At 39.4% G+C, this 18,182-nt stretch carries 19 protein-coding genes and 1 tRNA gene; 14 read left to right on the forward strand and 6 right to left on the reverse strand.

Translation table 11 applies throughout. The features are described from left to right. Positions 1–2: 2 nt before the first annotated feature. Genes prfB through EHQ31_RS16965 form a run of 4 tightly spaced genes read right to left on the reverse strand, consistent with a single transcriptional unit; the run spans position 3 to position 5,946 of the window. Positions 3–1,130 carry a peptide chain release factor 2 gene (gene prfB / locus EHQ31_RS16950; protein ID WP_135572261.1) on the reverse strand — a complete coding sequence of 376 codons (1,128 nt, stop codon included), beginning with the start codon at positions 1,128–1,130 and terminating at the stop codon, positions 3–5. Positions 1,131–1,155: 25 nt separating this feature from the next. Continuing rightward, the gene (locus EHQ31_RS16955) at positions 1,156–1,995 is read right to left on the reverse strand and encodes a hypothetical protein (protein WP_100741637.1); all 840 of its coding nucleotides are present in this window, start codon (positions 1,993–1,995) and stop codon (positions 1,156–1,158) included. Next, positions 1,995–3,272 (reverse strand): phosphoribosylamine--glycine ligase, encoded by a 1,278-nt coding sequence (gene purD / locus EHQ31_RS16960; RefSeq protein ID WP_135572264.1) that lies wholly within the window; start codon positions 3,270–3,272, stop codon positions 1,995–1,997. The genes EHQ31_RS16955 and purD overlap by 1 nt, the downstream gene beginning before the upstream one ends. Continuing rightward, positions 3,262–5,946, reverse strand: coding sequence for a valine--tRNA ligase (locus tag EHQ31_RS16965; protein ID WP_135572266.1), 2,685 nt, complete (start codon positions 5,944–5,946; stop codon positions 3,262–3,264). Before EHQ31_RS16965 ends, purD begins: the two co-directional genes overlap by 11 nt. A 116-nt stretch (positions 5,947–6,062) precedes the next feature. On the opposite strand from EHQ31_RS16965, the gene EHQ31_RS18840 reads away from it, so the two are divergent. The 5 genes from EHQ31_RS18840 (at position 6,063) to EHQ31_RS16985 (ending at position 9,616) form a co-directional block, all read left to right on the forward strand. Then, a complete protein-coding gene (locus EHQ31_RS18840) occupies positions 6,063–6,212 on the forward strand; it encodes a hypothetical protein (protein WP_012387282.1) in 150 nt (49 codons plus the stop codon). Between the two features lie 2 nt (positions 6,213–6,214). Beyond that, the gene (locus EHQ31_RS16970) at positions 6,215–6,691 is read left to right on the forward strand and encodes a thioredoxin family protein (protein ID WP_244247448.1); all 477 of its coding nucleotides are present in this window, start codon (positions 6,215–6,217) and stop codon (positions 6,689–6,691) included. A 30-nt stretch (positions 6,692–6,721) separates the two neighbouring features. Further along, positions 6,722–7,291 carry a hypothetical protein gene (locus tag EHQ31_RS16975; protein ID WP_135572270.1) on the forward strand — a complete coding sequence of 190 codons (570 nt, stop codon included), beginning with the start codon at positions 6,722–6,724 and terminating at the stop codon, positions 7,289–7,291. Between the two features lie 170 nt (positions 7,292–7,461). Beyond that, entirely contained in the window at positions 7,462–8,892 is a 1,431-nt protein-coding gene (locus tag EHQ31_RS16980) for a flavin-containing monooxygenase (RefSeq protein WP_135572272.1), read from the forward strand. Next, positions 8,837–9,616: a M23 family metallopeptidase gene (locus tag EHQ31_RS16985; protein WP_135572275.1), complete on the forward strand. Its 780-nt coding sequence runs from the start codon at positions 8,837–8,839 to the stop codon at positions 9,614–9,616. Before EHQ31_RS16980 ends, EHQ31_RS16985 begins: the two co-directional genes overlap by 56 nt. Before the next feature lie 23 nt (positions 9,617–9,639). On the opposite strand, the gene EHQ31_RS16990 is transcribed toward EHQ31_RS16985, so the two are convergent. Together EHQ31_RS16990 and EHQ31_RS16995 are read right to left on the reverse strand one after the other, a co-directional pair. Further along, the gene (locus EHQ31_RS16990) at positions 9,640–9,951 is read right to left on the reverse strand and encodes a hypothetical protein (protein ID WP_135572277.1); all 312 of its coding nucleotides are present in this window, start codon (positions 9,949–9,951) and stop codon (positions 9,640–9,642) included. Positions 9,952–10,031: 80 nt separating this feature from the next. After that, complete coding sequence (locus EHQ31_RS16995; protein ID WP_135572279.1) at positions 10,032–11,624, reverse strand: sodium:solute symporter family protein; 1,593 nt, start codon at positions 11,622–11,624, stop codon at positions 10,032–10,034. A gap of 115 nt (positions 11,625–11,739) precedes the next feature. Here EHQ31_RS16995 and EHQ31_RS18845 point away from each other — a divergent pair, with 115 nt between their 5' ends. The 9 genes from EHQ31_RS18845 (at position 11,740) to pth (ending at position 18,163) form a co-directional block, all read left to right on the forward strand. Further along, positions 11,740–11,946 (forward strand): hypothetical protein, encoded by a 207-nt coding sequence (locus EHQ31_RS18845; protein WP_208652811.1) that lies wholly within the window; start codon positions 11,740–11,742, stop codon positions 11,944–11,946. Between the two features lie 128 nt (positions 11,947–12,074). Continuing rightward, positions 12,075–13,247 carry an ACP S-malonyltransferase gene (locus EHQ31_RS17000; protein WP_135572281.1) on the forward strand — a complete coding sequence of 391 codons (1,173 nt, stop codon included), beginning with the start codon at positions 12,075–12,077 and terminating at the stop codon, positions 13,245–13,247. Further along, complete coding sequence (locus tag EHQ31_RS17005; protein WP_135572283.1) at positions 13,247–14,203, forward strand: WYL domain-containing protein; 957 nt, start codon at positions 13,247–13,249, stop codon at positions 14,201–14,203. The genes EHQ31_RS17000 and EHQ31_RS17005 overlap by 1 nt, the downstream gene beginning before the upstream one ends. Positions 14,204–14,211: 8 nt before the next feature. Beyond that, positions 14,212–15,123 (forward strand): 4-(cytidine 5'-diphospho)-2-C-methyl-D-erythritol kinase, encoded by a 912-nt coding sequence (locus tag EHQ31_RS17010; protein ID WP_135572285.1) that lies wholly within the window; start codon positions 14,212–14,214, stop codon positions 15,121–15,123. 4 nt (positions 15,124–15,127) lie between these two features. Next, a tRNA-Gln gene (locus EHQ31_RS17015) sits at positions 15,128–15,203 on the forward strand. Between the two features lie 27 nt (positions 15,204–15,230). Beyond that, on the forward strand, positions 15,231–15,992 hold the full coding sequence (locus EHQ31_RS17020; RefSeq protein WP_135572287.1) for a sugar phosphate nucleotidyltransferase: 762 nt from the start codon (positions 15,231–15,233) through the stop codon (positions 15,990–15,992). After that, entirely contained in the window at positions 15,989–16,930 is a 942-nt protein-coding gene (locus EHQ31_RS17025) for a ribose-phosphate pyrophosphokinase (protein ID WP_135572289.1), read from the forward strand. The genes EHQ31_RS17020 and EHQ31_RS17025 overlap by 4 nt, the downstream gene beginning before the upstream one ends. 17 nt (positions 16,931–16,947) lie before the next feature. After that, a complete protein-coding gene (locus tag EHQ31_RS17030; RefSeq protein ID WP_135572291.1) occupies positions 16,948–17,580 on the forward strand; it encodes a 50S ribosomal protein L25/general stress protein Ctc in 633 nt (210 codons plus the stop codon). Between the two features lie 19 nt (positions 17,581–17,599). Beyond that, a complete protein-coding gene (gene pth / locus EHQ31_RS17035; protein ID WP_135572293.1) occupies positions 17,600–18,163 on the forward strand; it encodes an aminoacyl-tRNA hydrolase in 564 nt (187 codons plus the stop codon). Positions 18,164–18,182: the final 19 nt, after the last annotated feature.

Below are 18,182 nucleotides of genomic sequence, written 5' to 3' on the forward strand. Positions count from 1 at the left end.
GATTATACTTTAGCGTTTGCCTTTTGGTTTGTCAGGTATTTTAAGTATGCAATAATAAAATCTTCCAAATCTCCATCCATCACGGCATGAACGTTACCTGTTTCAAAATCAGTTCTATGGTCTTTTACCAAATTGTATGGATGGAACACATAACTTCGAATTTGTGATCCCCAAGAGATATCACGTTTTTCACCGGCTTTTTTGGCATTTTCTTCCTCTGCTTTTTGTTTTTCCATTTCATACAAACGGGCACGGAGCATCTTCATTGCCGTGTCACGGTTTTTGATTTGGGACCTTTCCATCTGACAAGAAACGACAACACCTGTAGGGATATGTGTGATTCGCACAGCAGAGTCCGTAGTGTTTACGTGCTGTCCACCAGCACCCGAGGAACGATACACATCCACACGAAGGTCTTTTTCTTCGATGTTCACTTGGATGTCATCATCGACTTCCGGTGTTACATAGACGGAGGCAAAGGAAGTATGTCTTCTTTTATTAGAATCAAATGGAGAGATCCGAACAAGCCTATGAACTCCCGATTCACATTTTAAATAACCAAAGGGATGATCCCCTTGGATGTATAACGTGGCATTTTTGATTCCTGCAGTTTCTCCAGGTTGGTAATCCACAAGTTCCGCACGATATCCTTTTTGTTCACAAAACCTAGTGTACATTCGGAGTAACATATCGGCCCAGTCTTGGGATTCGGTACCACCGGCACCGGGATGGATATTGATAAAAGCAGCTTTGCCATCATCTTTACCAGCAAGGGCATCTAACATTTGTAAGTTTTCAAATGTCTCAAACATACGATCAAAATCATCGTTTAAAGATTTTAAGCCAGTCTCTCCCATTTCTTCCGAAGTGAGTTCGATCAAATCAGGAAAATCGAGAAGTTCCTTTTTTAAATCCAACCAAGGATCCAACTTTAGTTGTAACTCGTTTCGTTTTTGAGTGACTGTTTTTGCTTGGTCAGGTGAATCCCATATTTTTGGATCGTTTGCTTTTTCAATGAGTGAGGATAAACGGTCGTAGTCTTCTTGGAAATTTTGTGCCGTCCAATACGTTTGGAAAGTCTCAATCATTTCTGATGTTTGTTTTTTTAATTCTTTTAGTGATCTATCCATAATGCGTAAATCCGAAGTGGAAGTTTTAAAATAAAGAATCTTTACGAAGTCGTTCCACTTCCCATTGGAATATGGTTTCCCTGAGTTGTGGAGTGTTTCCTTCCACAGTACCTACAAGAGAGTAACTTGATTCTTTTCCGTATGTATCGGGTAAACGTTTGAGTATGAATTTACCAGATTTAATGAGTTCAATGACATGAAGTAAAAATGGATCTTTTTCTTTTCGACTCATCTCTTCCATAGAATAATAAAAAGTAGAAAGTCCTTTATAAAACCAATCGATGTATTCGTTTTTGCCTCGTGGCCAAATTTGTTCTAAACGAATTTCTGATTCTTGGACAAGCGATTTACCAAGAAAGGGCTTTTGTAAAACACGACACTGTGAATAAATTTCAAAGTTTAAATCCCGGTCGCCACCCTTTTCGAAATCCACACCGATCCAACGAATCCAAGATTTTTTTTCTTTAATGGATAAAGCAGGAATGAGTGCAAACAAATACCCTTGGTCTTTGAATATCCTTTCATGAGCCAGATGTTCTAATATTTCCATCGGGATCATATAATGGCCTTTTGACCATTCAATCACATAAGGAATGGATTCCAATTGTAGGTATTCCGGTGGAGTTTCCGAACGAATGATATCACCAAATTGAGTGAGGATAAAAATAAAAGATAACAACTCTTGACGGCTGAGTCCAGAAAGAACACTTACAGATCCACTCAAGTTTTGCAATGCACGGCGAATCATCAAATGTTGTTGGAGTTGGGTTTGGTTTTCGGACAAAATGATCCCTAGATGTTTTTCAAAATTGCGAAGGTTGGCACGTTCACAAATTTTAAAATTCCCAGAGATACTAAATGGCATTAGAGCGCGCGCCTTCCTATGTCTTTTCTATAAAACGTATCAGGTGCTTTGGTTTTTGTTAAAAACGCATAACAATCATTAATTGCATCCTTTAAAGAACTTCCAAAGGAAGTAATTCCTAAAATCCGCCCACCGTTTGCCAAAATTTTGTTTTCTTGGCGTTTGGTTCCCGCATGGTAAACTACCACATTCCCTTCGTTTGGTGGAATTTCCAAAACCATTCCTTTTTGCGGAGAATCCGGATACCCTTTGGCCGCAAGAACCACCACAGCAGAAGATCCCTCTTTTAATTTTAGATTTCGGATCGGAAGGTTTCCTACTGCCGAGGCATAAAAAATCGGTAAAATATCTTCATCCAACAAACGTAGCACACACTGCGTTTCTGGATCTCCAAATCGACAGTTAAATTCCACTACATTTGGATTTCCTTCTTTGGTAATCATAAGACCAACATAAAGAAGTCCTTTGTAAGGATGGCCTGCCGACTTAAATTCAGCTAACATTGGCTCTATGACAAGTTCCTTTACCTTAGAAAGTACGACATCCGTTACAATCGGAGCCGGTGCATAAGCTCCCATTCCACCTGTGTTTGGCCCGATGTCTCCATCATAAGCACGTTTGTGGTCTTGGGCTGCAGGAAGGCACATATACCTTTCCCCGTCTGTGATGACAAAAAGTGAGGCTTCTTCTCCTTCCAAAAAGGATTCCAAAACTACTTTGTTACCACTTTCCCCAAACTTTGATTCTAAAAATATTTCATCTAACGCTTGTTTCACTTCCTTCATTTCGAAAGCAACAGTGACACCCTTTCCAGCAGCAAGTCCATCGGCTTTGACAACCAAGGGTAACATTTCTTTTTGGGCATAACTCCAAGCCGATTCATGATCTGTAAATACAGCAAAAGATGCTGTTGGAACTTTGGCCCGTTTCATCATTTCTTTGGCAAAATGTTTGCTACCTTCCACTTGCGCACAATAAGCCGAAGGTCCAAAACAAGGGATACCTATTTCAGCACACCAATCAGAAAGTCCGTTTACAAGCGGATCTTCTGGCCCAACCACAACTAGGTTTGTTCCAGAAGATTTTATATAATCAAAAAATTTGGATTTATCGGTGATGGATATATCCTTTACATCCAATAATAAATCTTTCGAAAAACCACCGTTCCCAGGAAATACCTTCAGAGATTCCAAAGATTTTGATTTAGAGATAGCGTCCGCTAACGCATGTTCTCTTCCGCCACTTCCAATGAGTAAAACTTTAAATTTATGATCCAATTTTTTCTAAAGCCCTTACCGTACTATCTAGTTTCTCTTTCCAAGTATTATACTTTTCTCTTTCTTTTTCTACAACGTCAGGTTTTGCTTTTTCTAAAAACGATGGATTGTTGATTTTGTTTTCCAACTTTTCCATTTCCAATTGGATTTGTTTTTTCTCTTTTTCCAATCGTTGTTTTTCTTTTTCAAAATCAAAAATTCCTTCCAAAGGAAGAAAAATTTCTCCAATCGAAAAAGCACCTACAGAATCCGTATTTTTTGCTTCATAAGAATCTAAAAATTCTAAACTTTCTGCTTTGGAAAGTTGGAGGATGGATTTAATTTCTCTTTCCATCATTTCTTTTAGTTCTTTATGGCTACACTTGATGATAACCTTACATTTTTTCTCAGGTTTGACTCCGAGCTCTGCACGCATGTTTCGGATCTTTGTGATGATCTCACGCACAAGCTCCATTCGAACCACAGCCGGCGCAGAATCAGAAACTCCATAAGGTTTTGGAAATTCTGTTTTCGCAAGTTCCATTGGCTCTAGTAAAGAATGAATTTCTTCCGTAATGAAAGGCATAAACGGATGTAAAAGTCCGAGTGATTTTTTTAATACACTGACAAGAACAAGGCGCGCTTTCTCTTGTGATTCGGGAGTTACATTCCCATACACACGTGCTTTGGTTAATTCCAAATACCAATCGCAGAAAGATCCCCAAACAAAATCATACACGGCATTTGCCATTTCGAAAAAGAGATAACCGGAGTAGGCTTTTTCATAACGGCTAAGCATCCGATCAAATTCATTCAAAATCCAAAGATCCGTGTCTTCTAAAGAATTAATGTCAGGATCTTTTGCTGTGAACTCTTCTGGCAGGTTCATAAAAATAAACCGGCTCGAGTTCCAAATTTTATTACAGAAAGATCTATATCCGTCTAACCGTGATTCGTCGAAAAGTATGTCCTTTCCTTCTGGTAAAACGGCTGCGAGAAAAAATCGAAACGAATCGGTTCCGTATTTACTCATCATATCCAAAGGATCCACTACGTTTCCAAGGGACTTACTGAACTTCTTACCGTCTTTATCACGAACAAGTCCGTGAATGAGAACCTTATGAAAAGGAACATCCCCCATAAATTTAAGACCGTTCATAATCATCCGAGCCACCCAGAAGAAGATGATATCAAATCCAGTCACCAGCACAGAAGTAGGATAGTATTGTTTCAGTTCTTCCGAATTTTCAGGCCAACCAAAAACCGTAAACGGCCAAAGCCCAGATGAGAACCAAGTGTCCAAAACGTCTTCATCTTGTTTGATGGTCTCTTTGGTGACATTCACATCTTTTTTAGAAAACAAAGAGATAGCTTCCTCTACAGATTCAGCAACCACCATCTCACCGTTTGGTGCATAATAGGCAGGGATTCTGTGGCCCCACCAGAGTTGGCGAGAAATACACCAGTCGCGGATATTTTCCATCCACTCAAAGTATGTTTTTTCCCACATCTTTGGTTGGAATTGAACCTTACCTGATTTCACAACTTCAATGGCAGGTTTTGCAAGAGATTCAATTTTTACAAACCACTGAGTGGATAACAACGGTTCAATGACCGCTCCACCTCTTTGGTTGTGGCCTACACTATGGATATGGGTTTCTATTTTTTCAATATAACCGTTGGATTCGAGTTCTTCTACAACTCGTTTACGAGCTTCGAACCGGTCGAGTCCATTGTATTTACCAGTTTGTTCGTTTAAAGTTCCATCCAAATTCATGATGTTGATTGGAGTGAGTTTTAAACGAAGTCCCGCTTCATAGTCATTGATGTCGTGGGCCGGAGTGATTTTCACAAGCCCCGATCCAAATTCTTTGTCTACGAAGGAATCAAATAAAACTGGAATTTCTTTTCCCGCAATTGGTAAAAATACAAATTTATCTTTTAAGTCCGTATAACGAACATCATCCGGATGAGCGCAAACCGCCACGTCACCAAACATCGTTTCTGGTCTTGTGGTGGCTACGACGATGTATTCCCCTTGGTTCAGGGTTTTTGGATCTTTCGATTTATATTCTGCTTTCGGATATTTGATATGATAGAGTTTGCCTTGTTTTTCTTTATACTCTACTTCTATGTCAGAGATGGCAGTTTTCGTGACAGGACACCAATTGATGATCCGTTCACCGCGATAAATCAATCCTTCATCATACAAACTGCGAAATACTTTGATGACAGCTTTGGAAAGACCTTCATCAAACGTAAACCGTTCGCGTGACCAATCTACCGATTCACCGAGTAACCGTTGTTGCTTGGCAATCATTCCACCGGAGTGTGCTTTCCATTCCCAAACTTTTTCGATAAACCCTTCACGAGTAAAATCAGTTCTAGACTTTCCTTCCTTTCCTAACTCACGTTCCACAACTACTTGGGTTGCAATACCTGCATGGTCCATTCCAGGAACCCAAACTACATTTTTACCTTTTTTGCGTTCGATACGAATGATGATGTCTTGGATAGTATGATTGAGTGCATGTCCAATGTGTAAATTCCCCGTTACGTTTGGCGGAGGGATGACGATCGAAAATGTTTCTTTGCGAGATGAGTCAGGAGCAAAGGTTTGTTTCTCTTCCCAAGTTTTTATCCATTTGGGCTCTACAGATTCGGGATCGTAACGGTCAGGTAGCTGTGATTTCATAGGGTCTTTGGATTTCTTGCACTTTACTATGTTTCGTAAAGAGTTTAGGGGTCAAGGATGAAACAGCAAACAAGGTTCGCATTGACAGAAAGGAGAGGCAAAAGAATCTGGTTGGCATGAACGCAAAAACAGCAAAAATTCTCGGCAAATATGCAACCTTCAAAGGTGTTTCAGAAAAACAATTGAAACGTGATTGGTTGTCTCTTTCCCATATTGAGAAAGATAAAAAAAGACAAGAAATTCTAAAAGAAATCGCTAAGAAATAAGATTGGCGGAAGATTTCTTCCGCACCGTTTTTATGGAACGCAAGTTTCACATTCTTTTCACTCTCCTTTTTTTCGGATCTTCCTTCCTTAGCGTTTCCCATTGTTCCAAACAAAGTGACATAATACTTTCTCAATACGAAGAAAGTCTGGCGATTGCCAAAAACTCAAACCGAAAACTCATCGTGGTTTTTGGTGCTGACTGGTGTCCCGATTGCCGAGCGTTGGAGGGAATTTTTCGGGAACCAGAACCGAAGGCCCTACTCACACAGAATTTTTTAATCTTAAAAGTGGATGTGGGCCGCTTTGACAAAAACCTAAGTCTAAATGAAAAACTAGGGAACCCGATTGAAAATGGAATCCCCGCTCTCGTTGTCATTGACCCAACTGGAAAAATTCTTACCTCTACAAAAGGAGGAGAATTCTCTAACGCCAGTAAGATGACAAAAGAACAAGTTTTAGAATATTTATATCGCCTTTAGGAGAAGGTTGCCACTGCAACCTACATGTTTATGAACCAAATCCAAATCATTAAAAACAACTTTGTTTTGAACTTAAAATCTTTCTCCATTTTCAGAAATTCCATTCGTTATCTAGTCCTTCTTCCTATTCTCATTTTAAACTTATCTCTTTTTGCCGAGGAACCAACCACTCCTACTTCTACCTTAGTGGTTGGAAATTCCCTTCCTGAAATCAATTATACCAACCAATGGGAAGAACCAAGTCCCATTCCTCTTGAGACAACAAAGGTCATCTTTATTTCTGATATGGATGCCAGTAAAATCATCCATCCCATTTTAGAAAAAGAAGGTAAAGGATATTTGGAAGGAAAACAAGCAGTGCTTATTTCAGACATTCATAAAATGCCTAGCCTCATCACTAAATTTGTAGCCCTTCCAAAAATGAAATCTTATCCGTATACTCTTCGTTTGGTGAGAGAAGAAAAAATAGCAGATCCTTTCCCAAGAACAAAAGGATCTTTAACCTTAATTCAGCTAAAAGCCGGTAAGATTACCAAAATTCAAATCACCAACTTGGAAACAGAGATTCGTTCTTTTTTGGAAACACCACAGGGCAAATAAATAAGCTATTTACGTATTCGCTTTGACAAGACCTATTCAAAGTTTAGTGCCATTAAACTAACATTTGCTAAAAACTTTTTTTATATGGGAAAGTAAAATCGTCTTGATCAAGAGACTCTGAATTGTAAAATTCTCTCCCTAAGTCTATTTTTAGTTTTGAGAGAAATACTATGCCACTTCCGAAAGTTTGCGTCATTGGGGCCGGTTCTTCCGGCATCACAGTCATTAAATCATTAAAGGAACACGGAATCCCTTTTGATTGTTATGAAAAAGGAAGTGATGTAGGTGGAAACTGGCGTTATAAAAACGACAATGGTCTCAGTAACATTTACAAATCCCTCCATATCAATACCCACCGGGATCGAATGGAATACCGCGACTTTCCGATGCCAACCAATTATGCAGATTATCCAAACCATGAACCCATTCAAAATTACTTTTTATCTTATGTAGACCACTTTGGACTTCGTAAACACATCCAATTCAAAAATGGAGTGAAAAAAGCAGAACGTACTGAAGACGGACTTTGGAAAATCACTCCCGAAAAAGGACCAACCAAATACTATGACGCGTTAGTGGTTGCCAATGGACACCATTGGAGCGAACGTTGGCCGGATCCCGCCTTCCCTGGGAAATTTTCTGGTCAAGTAATCCATTCTCATTCCTATGTTGACCCAAAAACGCCCGTTAACTGCGAAGGGAAAAACGTAGTCGTCCTTGGAATGGGAAATAGTGCAATGGATATCTCCGTCGAACTCTCTAGGCCTGGGGTTGCCAAAAAAGTTTTTTTATCAGCAAGACGTGGTGCTTACGTCATTCCCAATTATCTTTTTGGAAAACCTTTAGATAAATTAACCGAATACACACCACACTGGGTTCCCTTTTTTATCCAACAAACACTCGCTCACCTGTTGATTCGCTTTGGGGTTGGAAAAATGGAAGACTTTGGTTTGCCAAAACCAGATCATAAATTTGGTTCTGCCCATCCTACCATCTCACAAGATTTGCTTGTAAGACTTGGTCGAGGAGATATCAAACCAAAACCAGTGATTACAGAACTCAAAGGTAAAAAAATCGCCTTTGCCGATGGAACCGAAGAAGAAGCGGATGTTCTCATTTACTGCACGGGTTACAATATCAAGTTTCCCTTCTTTGATGAAGATTTTATTTCTGCTCCCAATAATTACCTCCCTCTTTTTTACAAAATGATCAAACCAGGAATTAATAATTTGTTTTTTGTAGGCCTTATGCAACCGTTAGGTGCCATTATGCCACTGGCAGAATGCCAAGGAAAGTGGATATCTCAGTATCTAACAGGAAATTATGTTTTACCCTCTAAAGAGGATATGGAAAAAGCCATCGAAGAAGACCAAGTTAGAATGAAAAAAAGGTATGTGAGTAGCACACGACATACCATCCAAGTGGATTACGATTCATTCCTATATGAGATGAAAGAAGAAATGGCAAAGGGTAAAAAAAGATCAACAAAACTCGGAAACCATTTGCCAATCGAAGCACGAGCGGAATTCCTTTCGGAAGGACGTCATGTTTCTTCTAAATCTTCGAGAACTTCTAAAAAGCAATTGGTTCGTAGCAAGTAATACATTTTTACCTTTTTTACTCACAATCTGTCTTTCTCTCCTGGGGACAGGTTGTGTTTCTAAAGGTTATTCTTACCAAGGAAACCCTTTATTTGGTTGGATGGAATCATCGGGCGAAGTCCGCACCACAGACCCCTTTCCCATATTAAAACGTTATCCCTCTTTCCAAGCTACCGATTTTGAATTCCCTGTAGGAGGAAAGTATGCCGAAGGTTATTACTTAGCGCAAAAGTTCGGAGCCGAAAATGGAAAGTTTGGTGGTAGAAAACATTTAGGCGAAGATTGGAATGCAATGACCGGAGGTGATAGTGATTATGCGGCTCCTGTTTATTCTTTTGGGAATGGAGTGGTTTCCGAAATTGCCGATTATGGTGGTGGTTGGGGAAAGGTAGTTCGGGTTGTCCATTATCACAATGTTGGGAATGGAAAGTTTTGGTATTTAGAATCTGTTTATGCTCACCTGCATACCATTGACGTTGAACCAGGACAATTGGTAAAAAAAACCGAATGGATAGGAACCATTGGAGATGCCGGTGGAAATTATCCGGCACATTTACATTTCGAACTTCGTTCTAAAATTGGCGGATTGTTAGGTGGGGGTTACGCCCTGAATACTGATGGTTTTTTGCCACCAACCCGGTGGCTTATGCAGTATGGGCCAAAAGATAAATCCTTTTCTGAAGAGAGTTTTCAATACCTAATCGAAAAAGGGGGAACTCTCTAATTGATGGTTCCTAATTTACGAAATTAAAAACTACTGATAAAGCCCAACACTTCGTCTTCTTTTTCAGCATTTGTGTCATAAAAATTACAATGGATTTCATACAACGGTTCGTTTCCTAGTTTTTCGCATTTTAATGTTTTCACTAGGAAGTCGACGGATCCTGTCATAGAAATCATTTTTAAGGAAATTTTCAAAATGGAAGGCACCTCAATGTCATAAGGATGGAGAAACATAATTCCTCTGGCACTGATATGTTTTTTTGAATCATAATCCTTTAGGTGTTCCAATTGAACTTCGAACGTGGATGGAATTTCGGTATAATGATTTGGTTTCATAGTCTTCGTGTATACAGCAACAAACATAGAATCATTGATACTCTCATTCAATTACTATTTTATTACGAACCTATAAATCTTTATGCAAAAACGATATTAAACCCGGCAAGTAGTACAATGAGCCCAACACCCCAAGCTAAAATTCTTGGATCCCAAAATGGGTTGGATTGGTCTCTATCGGAATAAATTAAACCTCTAAGATCCTTACTTGGATCTTCCTTTTCGATAAAACTCACGATCACCATTGTCAAAAAACAAACCAATCCAGAATAAATAGCTCCATAAAAATTAGATACCATATCGGATTTATATTGCAGAATTCCTAAATAATACAAGAGGAAATGAACAAGCCCAGTTCCCGTTCCGAGTAACATCCCATAAAACGCGCTCCATCCGGAGGCTCTCCGCCAAAACATTCCTAACAAAAATATAGAAATGAGCGGAGCACTAAAAAAGGAAAATAGTAACTGAATATAGTTCATAATATTTTCAAATTGCATCGCTATATAAGAAGCAAAAATGGCAAATACCACGGCAATCATTGTACAAAGTTTTCCAATTTTTAAATAATCCTTATCTTCTCTGTTTGGATCGATGTATGTTTGGTAAATGTCATAAGTAAAAATTGTGTTCATTGCGGTTATAGAACTAGACATACCAGCCATAAATGCAGCAAGGAGTGCTGTTGTACCAAGACCCAACATTCCAGAAGGATAAAAGTTCTTTAATAAGATTATAAAACTTTTATTGTATTCACCATTCATTTCTTTTGAAAATTCTGTTAGCGCAATTAACCCCGGTATTACGGTTAAAAAAGGTAAAAACAATTTGAACATGGCTCCAATGAGTGGGGTTCTTCTGGCTGCCCTATAATCTTTTGCAGCCATAGCTCGTTGCACTTCCGTAAAACCACAGGTCCAATAGGAAAAAGATAATACAAAACCTAAACCAATAGTCACACTTAACAAATCCCAACCAAGTTCATTCTGTCCGTTGATAAGCCCATGCCACATATGTTTGTGCGAATTAGGAATTTTTTGCATTAGCCCATCCCAACCACCTAACCTTGTTAAACCGATAATCACTAAAGGAAACAAACCAAGAACTGTTAAAAAAAATTGCATGACTTCTGTATAAATAGAAGAACTTAAACCCCCAAAGTATGTATAAACCAAAACAATGGCTGCACTAAACAAAATAGAAAGGTGAGGGTTCCAACCAAACATGGTTTCAAAAACCAAAGATAAAGAATAAAGGTAAATTCCAGAACCAAGAGCCAGAGAGAGTAAAGTGATCAGTGAATTTAGCAAATGCGCCGGCCGATTGAACCGGTAACGAAGGTATTCAGGTACACTTCTGATTTTTGAGGAATAATAAAAAGGCATCATAAAAATCCCGAGAAAAATCATTCCCGGGATCGCCCCTAAATAATAAAAGTGGAAAGTCAAAAACCCATATTCGGCACCACTGGCACTCATTCCTAAAAGTTCAAGGGCAGAGATATTGGCAGAAATAAAGGCAATTCCCGTGATCCAAGCGGGAATCATTCGGCCCGCCAGAAGAAAATCGCTAGATTGGTTCATGGATTTTTTGAGAAGAACCCCAATCACAACCATAAATCCAACAAAAACCAAAAGAATCAGATAATCGATGGGAGCGAGGGTGAAAAACATAAGCTCGTAAGAAACGAGAAATTGGTACTTTGTAAAGAGGAAATCCCGAATCCCAACCCTCGGTAATAATTTTCCTTCAAAAATTTCCAGACTGACCGACATTCAAGGTAACTCTTTGACCGAAAAAGACTTTTCGAATTATGTCACATTGATAGATTCGGAACCACCAGGAGGATCTATGTTCTATCTTCTATTAGCCCTTCTTCACGAAGACTATTCGTCTGGAAGAATCGATTTTTCTACCTATTTCGAAAATACTGTCCTTCTTGCCCTAGACCACGAACGCATTAAATCCAATCTCGAACAAAGCAAAGCGGCTTAATTGCCAACCATTCTCTTTAATGGGGTGAATTAGCCCCAAAATCTCCCGTTCCCTTACGTGAATTTTCTCCTTGTTCTAGGAAGTCCGATCTGTACGGTAACAGAAAAATCATATCTCAGGAAGATTAAATGACATCGGCCAAACTCCTTACTGCCACCCTCCAAAATTCACAAAAATTTTTCCTTCAATTTGGAGGACAGGGTTCACCTTATCTCAAAGAACTCGTAAAATTATACGCAGAACCAGAACTAAAAGAATTTTTCGAAACAAGTTTCAAAACCATTGCTGAAATTGCTGCTCGTGATGGCAAAAGCCCACTCCTGAATGAAGGATTTGATTTCAAAGCTTGGATTGAAAATCCAGACGGCGCTCCTTCCGAAGATTATTTAGCTCGCGCACCGATTTCTGTACCGGGAATCTTCATGACGCAAATTGCAAATTACGTTTTGGTTTCTAAACGTGGTTACCCAACTGCGGAACTGATCAAAGCTACTGGTGCTGCTAGTGGTCATAGCCAAGGGGTCATTGCCTCTGCCCTTGTTGGTCTTGGAAAAGACGGAGCTGATTTCCTAACTGCTTATTCTGATTTTTTAAGATTTGTTTTTTATCTAGGATTTAACGGACAAAAAGTTTACCCTAACTTTGTAGTTTCCGAAGAAGTTGTGAAAGAAAACGAAGCCAATGGAGACAAAAACCCAGCACCAATGGTTGCAGTGATTGGTTATACAAAAGATGAATTAGAAGAACGAGTGAAAAAAACAAATGACTCTCTTGGACTCAAAGGCCAAGACACTGTTTTTATTTCTCTTTACAACACTCCAGATTCTATGATTCTTTCTGCACTTCCATCTTCTCTTCTTGCATTCCGTAAACAATGGAAAGCAGAAATGGACGAGAAAAAATTTAAGTTTGTATATTTGAAAACAACTGCACCTTTCCATTGCCCATTTATGGAAACATCACTTGATAAATTCAATGCAGACGATGCATCCGTAGTTCCATTCCCATATACTGGTGCTGATTTAAAAGTTCCTGTATACAGTATCTTTGATGGCCACAACTTACAAAAAGATGGAAACCTTCGTGACATCCTTTTTAAAATGGTCCTTATTGAGCCACTTTACTGGGATTTGGCGATTGCTCCTATTTTTAATGACAGTGCCATTAACACAATCATTGACTTTGGGCCAAGTGTTGTGAGCCAAAGACTTACTGGTGGACACTTAAAAGCAAAAAATATCGAAAAACAATCATTATGTGCATCTAACGCAAAGGAATTAAAAGTAATTCTAGAAGCATAATGAATCCATCCACTGCTCGGGCCGCTTCCAAATTAAATTTAATCCGCCTTCTGGCTTCTCATCCAGAAGGACTTGGGTTAGAGGAAATTCAAAGTGTCACGGGTCACAAATCAATCGCAGCCCTCAAAAAAGATTTGGGGGAACTGTATATGATTGAGATGTATCCTTATTCACCGACCGATGCCGTGGATTTAGATTTTGATGGGGAGAAAGTAAAAATCCGACTCCCTGTTGCTGTTGATTCAGCACTCCCACTTTCCCCAAAAGAATGGTCATTTCTTAGGTCTCTTTTAGTTTCCCAAAAAACAAAAGAAAACTCCGAACTCAATCGTTCTATTTTAAACAAAATTGATTCTGTCATTCCTTCCGGTGATTGGTCACCTTATCAAAAAACAAAAGAAACCATTATCGAAGCGATTAACAACAAAAAAACTCTAACAATTGTTTATTGGAAAAGAGATACAAAGGAAAAAGAAACAAGAACCTTGGCTCCTTGGTTATTGTGGGAAGAAAATGATTCTTATCTTTTGGCTTATGATTTAACAAAAGAAGGATTCCGATCCTTTCGTTTGGATTTTATTTTAAATATTGTCATAGCAGATACAAAATACCCAACTCTTCCTGATACTGCAGAAGAATTTTTGCACGGCTTCAAACAACTGTTCGGTAACGATAAAGAAAACAATACATTTGCAAAGTTATGGATTACCGATTCAGCATCTTACCATTTAGGATTGAAACTTAACCTTCAAACAACTGGAAACCAAAAACAAATCGGGGATACTATGTATCGAGAATTCCAAGCACCGATCCGAGATAAAAACTGGTTTATCCAAACTATTTTGGGATATGGTACATCCGTTTTAGTTTCTGAACCTTTGGAAATTAAAGATTCTATTCGGTTTCATTTACAATCCATCGCACTATCGAAACAAAATCTTACCACTCAGTCTTAGGATTTTTTTTGGAAACCATAGCAAAGGGAAAGATTAACATTGGTTTGATGATTCCTTACAAACGGGAAGATGGACTTCACGAAATTCGGAGTGTCTTTGTCCCTATTAGTTTTGGGGATCCGATGAAAATCCAAATCACTGCTAATACAAACTCACCCGATTCGAAAATTCACCTAACATCGGAAAATTATCTTCATGGGTATCGGCATTCCAAGTTTGAAGAAGTTTCGGAAAGAGGTGATTTTACTCGAAATCTACTTTATAAAGCCTTCCAAAAATTAAGAGCCCACCTTCGGGAACCGGTTACCATATCGATTCATTTACAAAAATACCTACCTCCCGAAGGGGGAATTGGTGGCGGAAGCAGTAATGCCGGGTTTTTCCTGAAGAAAATCTTTCCTTGGACCCAACTTTCCAAAGAAGAAGAGATTTCCCTGGCAAAATCCATTGGGGCCGATGTCCCTTTTTTCCTCCAATCCTCCCCTTGTTATGTGAGTGGGATTGGTGAGGTGCTCGAACCTATTTCTGTAGCCAAGGGGACAGGGATTTTGGCCATCCCACCCTTCGGACTTTCTACGGCATCTATGTACGCAGGCCTTCAAAAAAGTTTACAAAAACCCTATGGTTCCCAAGTATGGAAATCTCTGGCAGAGGATTTAATTCGAAGTCTTCAGGTCGGGGATTGGGCATACCTGCAAAACAGGCTCGAGAACGAGTTTGAAAAAATCGCTTTTCAGACCCAACCCTTACTAAAGGAATTGAAATTAGGGTTCTATGAGTCGGGAGCAGTCTATGCTTCTTTATCAGGTTCGGGTTCTTGCTTTTACGGCATTTATCCATCGGATGGAGAAAGAGACGAAGCCCTTCGTATTGTCTCTAATCGATTTCCTGAGATGGAATTTCGAACGTTCTCTTTTTAGAAACTGGCCTGTAGCCAAGCGGTAAGGCAGCGGTTTTTGGTATCGCCATTCCCTAGGTTCGAATCCTAGCAGGCCAGCCAGTTTTAAAAGATCCGATAGAACGAACGATGAACCTACATAATACTGTAACTGCTGTTATTTTGGCGGCGGGGAAAGGAACTCGAATGAAGAGTGAGCTTCCCAAGGTTGCGGTTGTACTGAACGAATCTCCACTTTTAATTCACGTTCTTCGTAATATCGAATCCGCCGGCATTAACCGAAAGGTCGTGGTTGTCGGTTACCGCAAAGACATTGTCACCGACATTGCAAAATCTTTCCCTGGGGTTGAGTTTGCAGAACAAACCGAACAATTGGGAACCGGTCATGCAGTGATTTCCGCAGAGAAACAACTAGCACCATACACTGGCTATACGATTGTTGCTTGCGGTGATGCCCCACTCATTTCAGCAAAATCTTTCTCCGAACTCATAGAACTTCATAAAGCCAATGGATATTCTGCGACTGTACTTTCCGCTAAGATGGACAACCCAACAGGATACGGTCGTATCATTCGTTCTTCCGATGATGGTAGCCTTTTAAGAATTGTAGAAGAAAAAGATGCAAGTCCTGAAGAAAAGACCGTTAACGAAGTAAATACAGGAACTTACTGTTTTAATACAGAAGATTTGTTTACTGCCTTAAAACAAATCGGCAACGACAACGCTCAAAAAGAATATTACCTGACAGATGTGATCAAAATTTTCAGATCGTTGGGGAAAAAAGTCGGCGCAAAAACTTTGGCAAATGCTTTAGAAAGCCACGGTATCAATTCTCCTGATGATTTGGCTCTTGCAAAACAATATATAGATAAAGGGTTGGTTGGAGTATGAATCCCAGCGAAGTAGTTGTATTTTCTGGAAATGCAAATAGACCTCTTGCCGAGGAAATTTGTAAACACTTGGACATTCCGAACGGCCAAATCTCAGTCAAAAGATTTTCCGATGGAGAAAGTTCTGTAAAAATCGAAGAAAACGTTCGTGGACGTGATGTATTCGTAGTACAATCCATTAGCTATCCAGCAAACGACAGTTTGATGGAACTTTTACTTATTATTGATGCTGCAAGAAGAGCCTCTGCTCGTAGAATCACTGCAGTGATTCCTTATTATGGTTATGGACGCCAAGACAGAAAAGTGGAACCAAGAGTTCCTATTTCTGCTCGTATGGTTGCTGATTTAATCGAAACGGTTGGTCCTGATCGTGTTCTCACGATGGATCTACATGCTGACCAAATCCAAGGATTCTTTCGAATTCCTGTGGATCATTTGTATTTTTCACCAGTTCTTGCTGAGTACATCAACTCCCTCAATATGGAAGACCTTGTGATTGTATCTCCCGATTCTGGTGGAGCAGAAAGAGCTCGTAACTTTGGTAAAAAAGTAAACGGATCTCTTGCCATCATTGACAAACGTAGACCAAAAGCTAACGAGTCTGTGGTGATGCATGTGATTGGTGAAATCAAAGATAAAAACTGTTTATTACTCGATGATATGATTGATACAGGTGGAACTATTGCGAAAGCAGCAACTGCATTGTATCAAAATGGAGCAAAATCGGTATTATGTTGTGCATCTCACGGAGTTCTTTCCGGAGAAGCACCTGCCAAATTGAATGAAGCTAACTTCAAACAAATTGTGCTCTCAAATTCTATCGTCATTCCGGAGACCAAAAAAATAAATCACTTGAAAACGCTCTCCATCGCCCCACTCTTTGCTAAAGCCATCGAGCGGATTCATAACGAAGAATCAATCTCTAGTCTGTTTTCATAACTTTAAGGAACATAATCATGGAAAAAATCAGTATCAAAGCACAAACAAGAACTTCTAAAGGAAAAGGTCCTGCAAGAAGAATGCGTGTGGAAGGTTTAGTACCGGCGAACATCATCGGAAACGGTGAAGCAAGATCGGCAAGTGTTGTCGAAAAAGAAATCCAAAGACTCATCGACTCAGGAATTCGTAAGGCAACTCTCATTGACCTTGAACTTGATGGTAAAACGGAAAGAGTTTTCGTAAAAGAAATTCAAAGATTTCCACACACTGGCCAAATCCGCCATATCGACTTCTTTAAAGTAACTCCTGGTAAAAAGATCCTTACAACAGTAGCTATCAAAACATCTGGTGTTGCCAAAGGTTCTAAAGCAGGTGGACAGTTCGAACATTTAGTTCACGAAATCAAAGTGAAATCAACTCCAGAAGATTTAACAGATGTAATCACTATTGATGTAAGTGGTTTGGATATCGGAGGCATGATTAAAGTTTCTGAACTTCCTCACCCAGCATCTTGGGAAATCCTTGTAAATGGTGATCCGATCGTTGCTTCTTGTAGCAAAACAAAAGCGATCTTAGCTGCAGAACGTGCTGAAAAAGCAGAAGCTGATGCTAAAGGCAAACCAGCAGCTAAAAAAGCTGGAAAGAAATAAGATCCTCTTTTAAGAACCAATGAAGTTAATTGTAGGGCTAGGAAATCCTGGCGATAAATATAACAACAATCGATCTAACATTGGTTTTAAGATTCTCGATGTCATCGCTAACAACATTGGCATCGAAATCAAAACTAAAAAGAAAAAATCTCTCATCGGTCGTGGTGACTTTGAAGGGGACGAAGTGGTTTTACTCAAACCGCAAACCTTCAGCGACCTCTCCGGTGAGTCAGTTCTCTATATTGCTTCCTTTTTAAAAATCCAGGTAAAAGACATAGTTGTCATTCATGAGGACGTCGGGTTAGAACTCGGCCAAATTGTGGTCACCAAAGGTGGCGAAAATGACGTCAATCCTGGGGTCAACTCGGTTTCTGTCTCATTACGCTCTCCCAATTTTATACGAATTCGGATCGGTGTTCTTAATTCAAGCTTCGATCCTAAAAAAAGAGAAGAATTTTTACGTGAAGATTTTGAGCCATTAGAGAACTTGAGTTTGATACAGATCATCAATGACGCCGAAGCGGCGATTCGTTCCATATCTATGGGAGATATTGACGAAGTGATTCAGAAATATCACCTTTGATTTCAGTCTAATCATCGAG

Source organism: Leptospira montravelensis (genome assembly GCF_004770045.1).
Lineage (GTDB): Bacteria > Spirochaetota > Leptospiria > Leptospirales > Leptospiraceae > Leptospira_A > Leptospira_A montravelensis.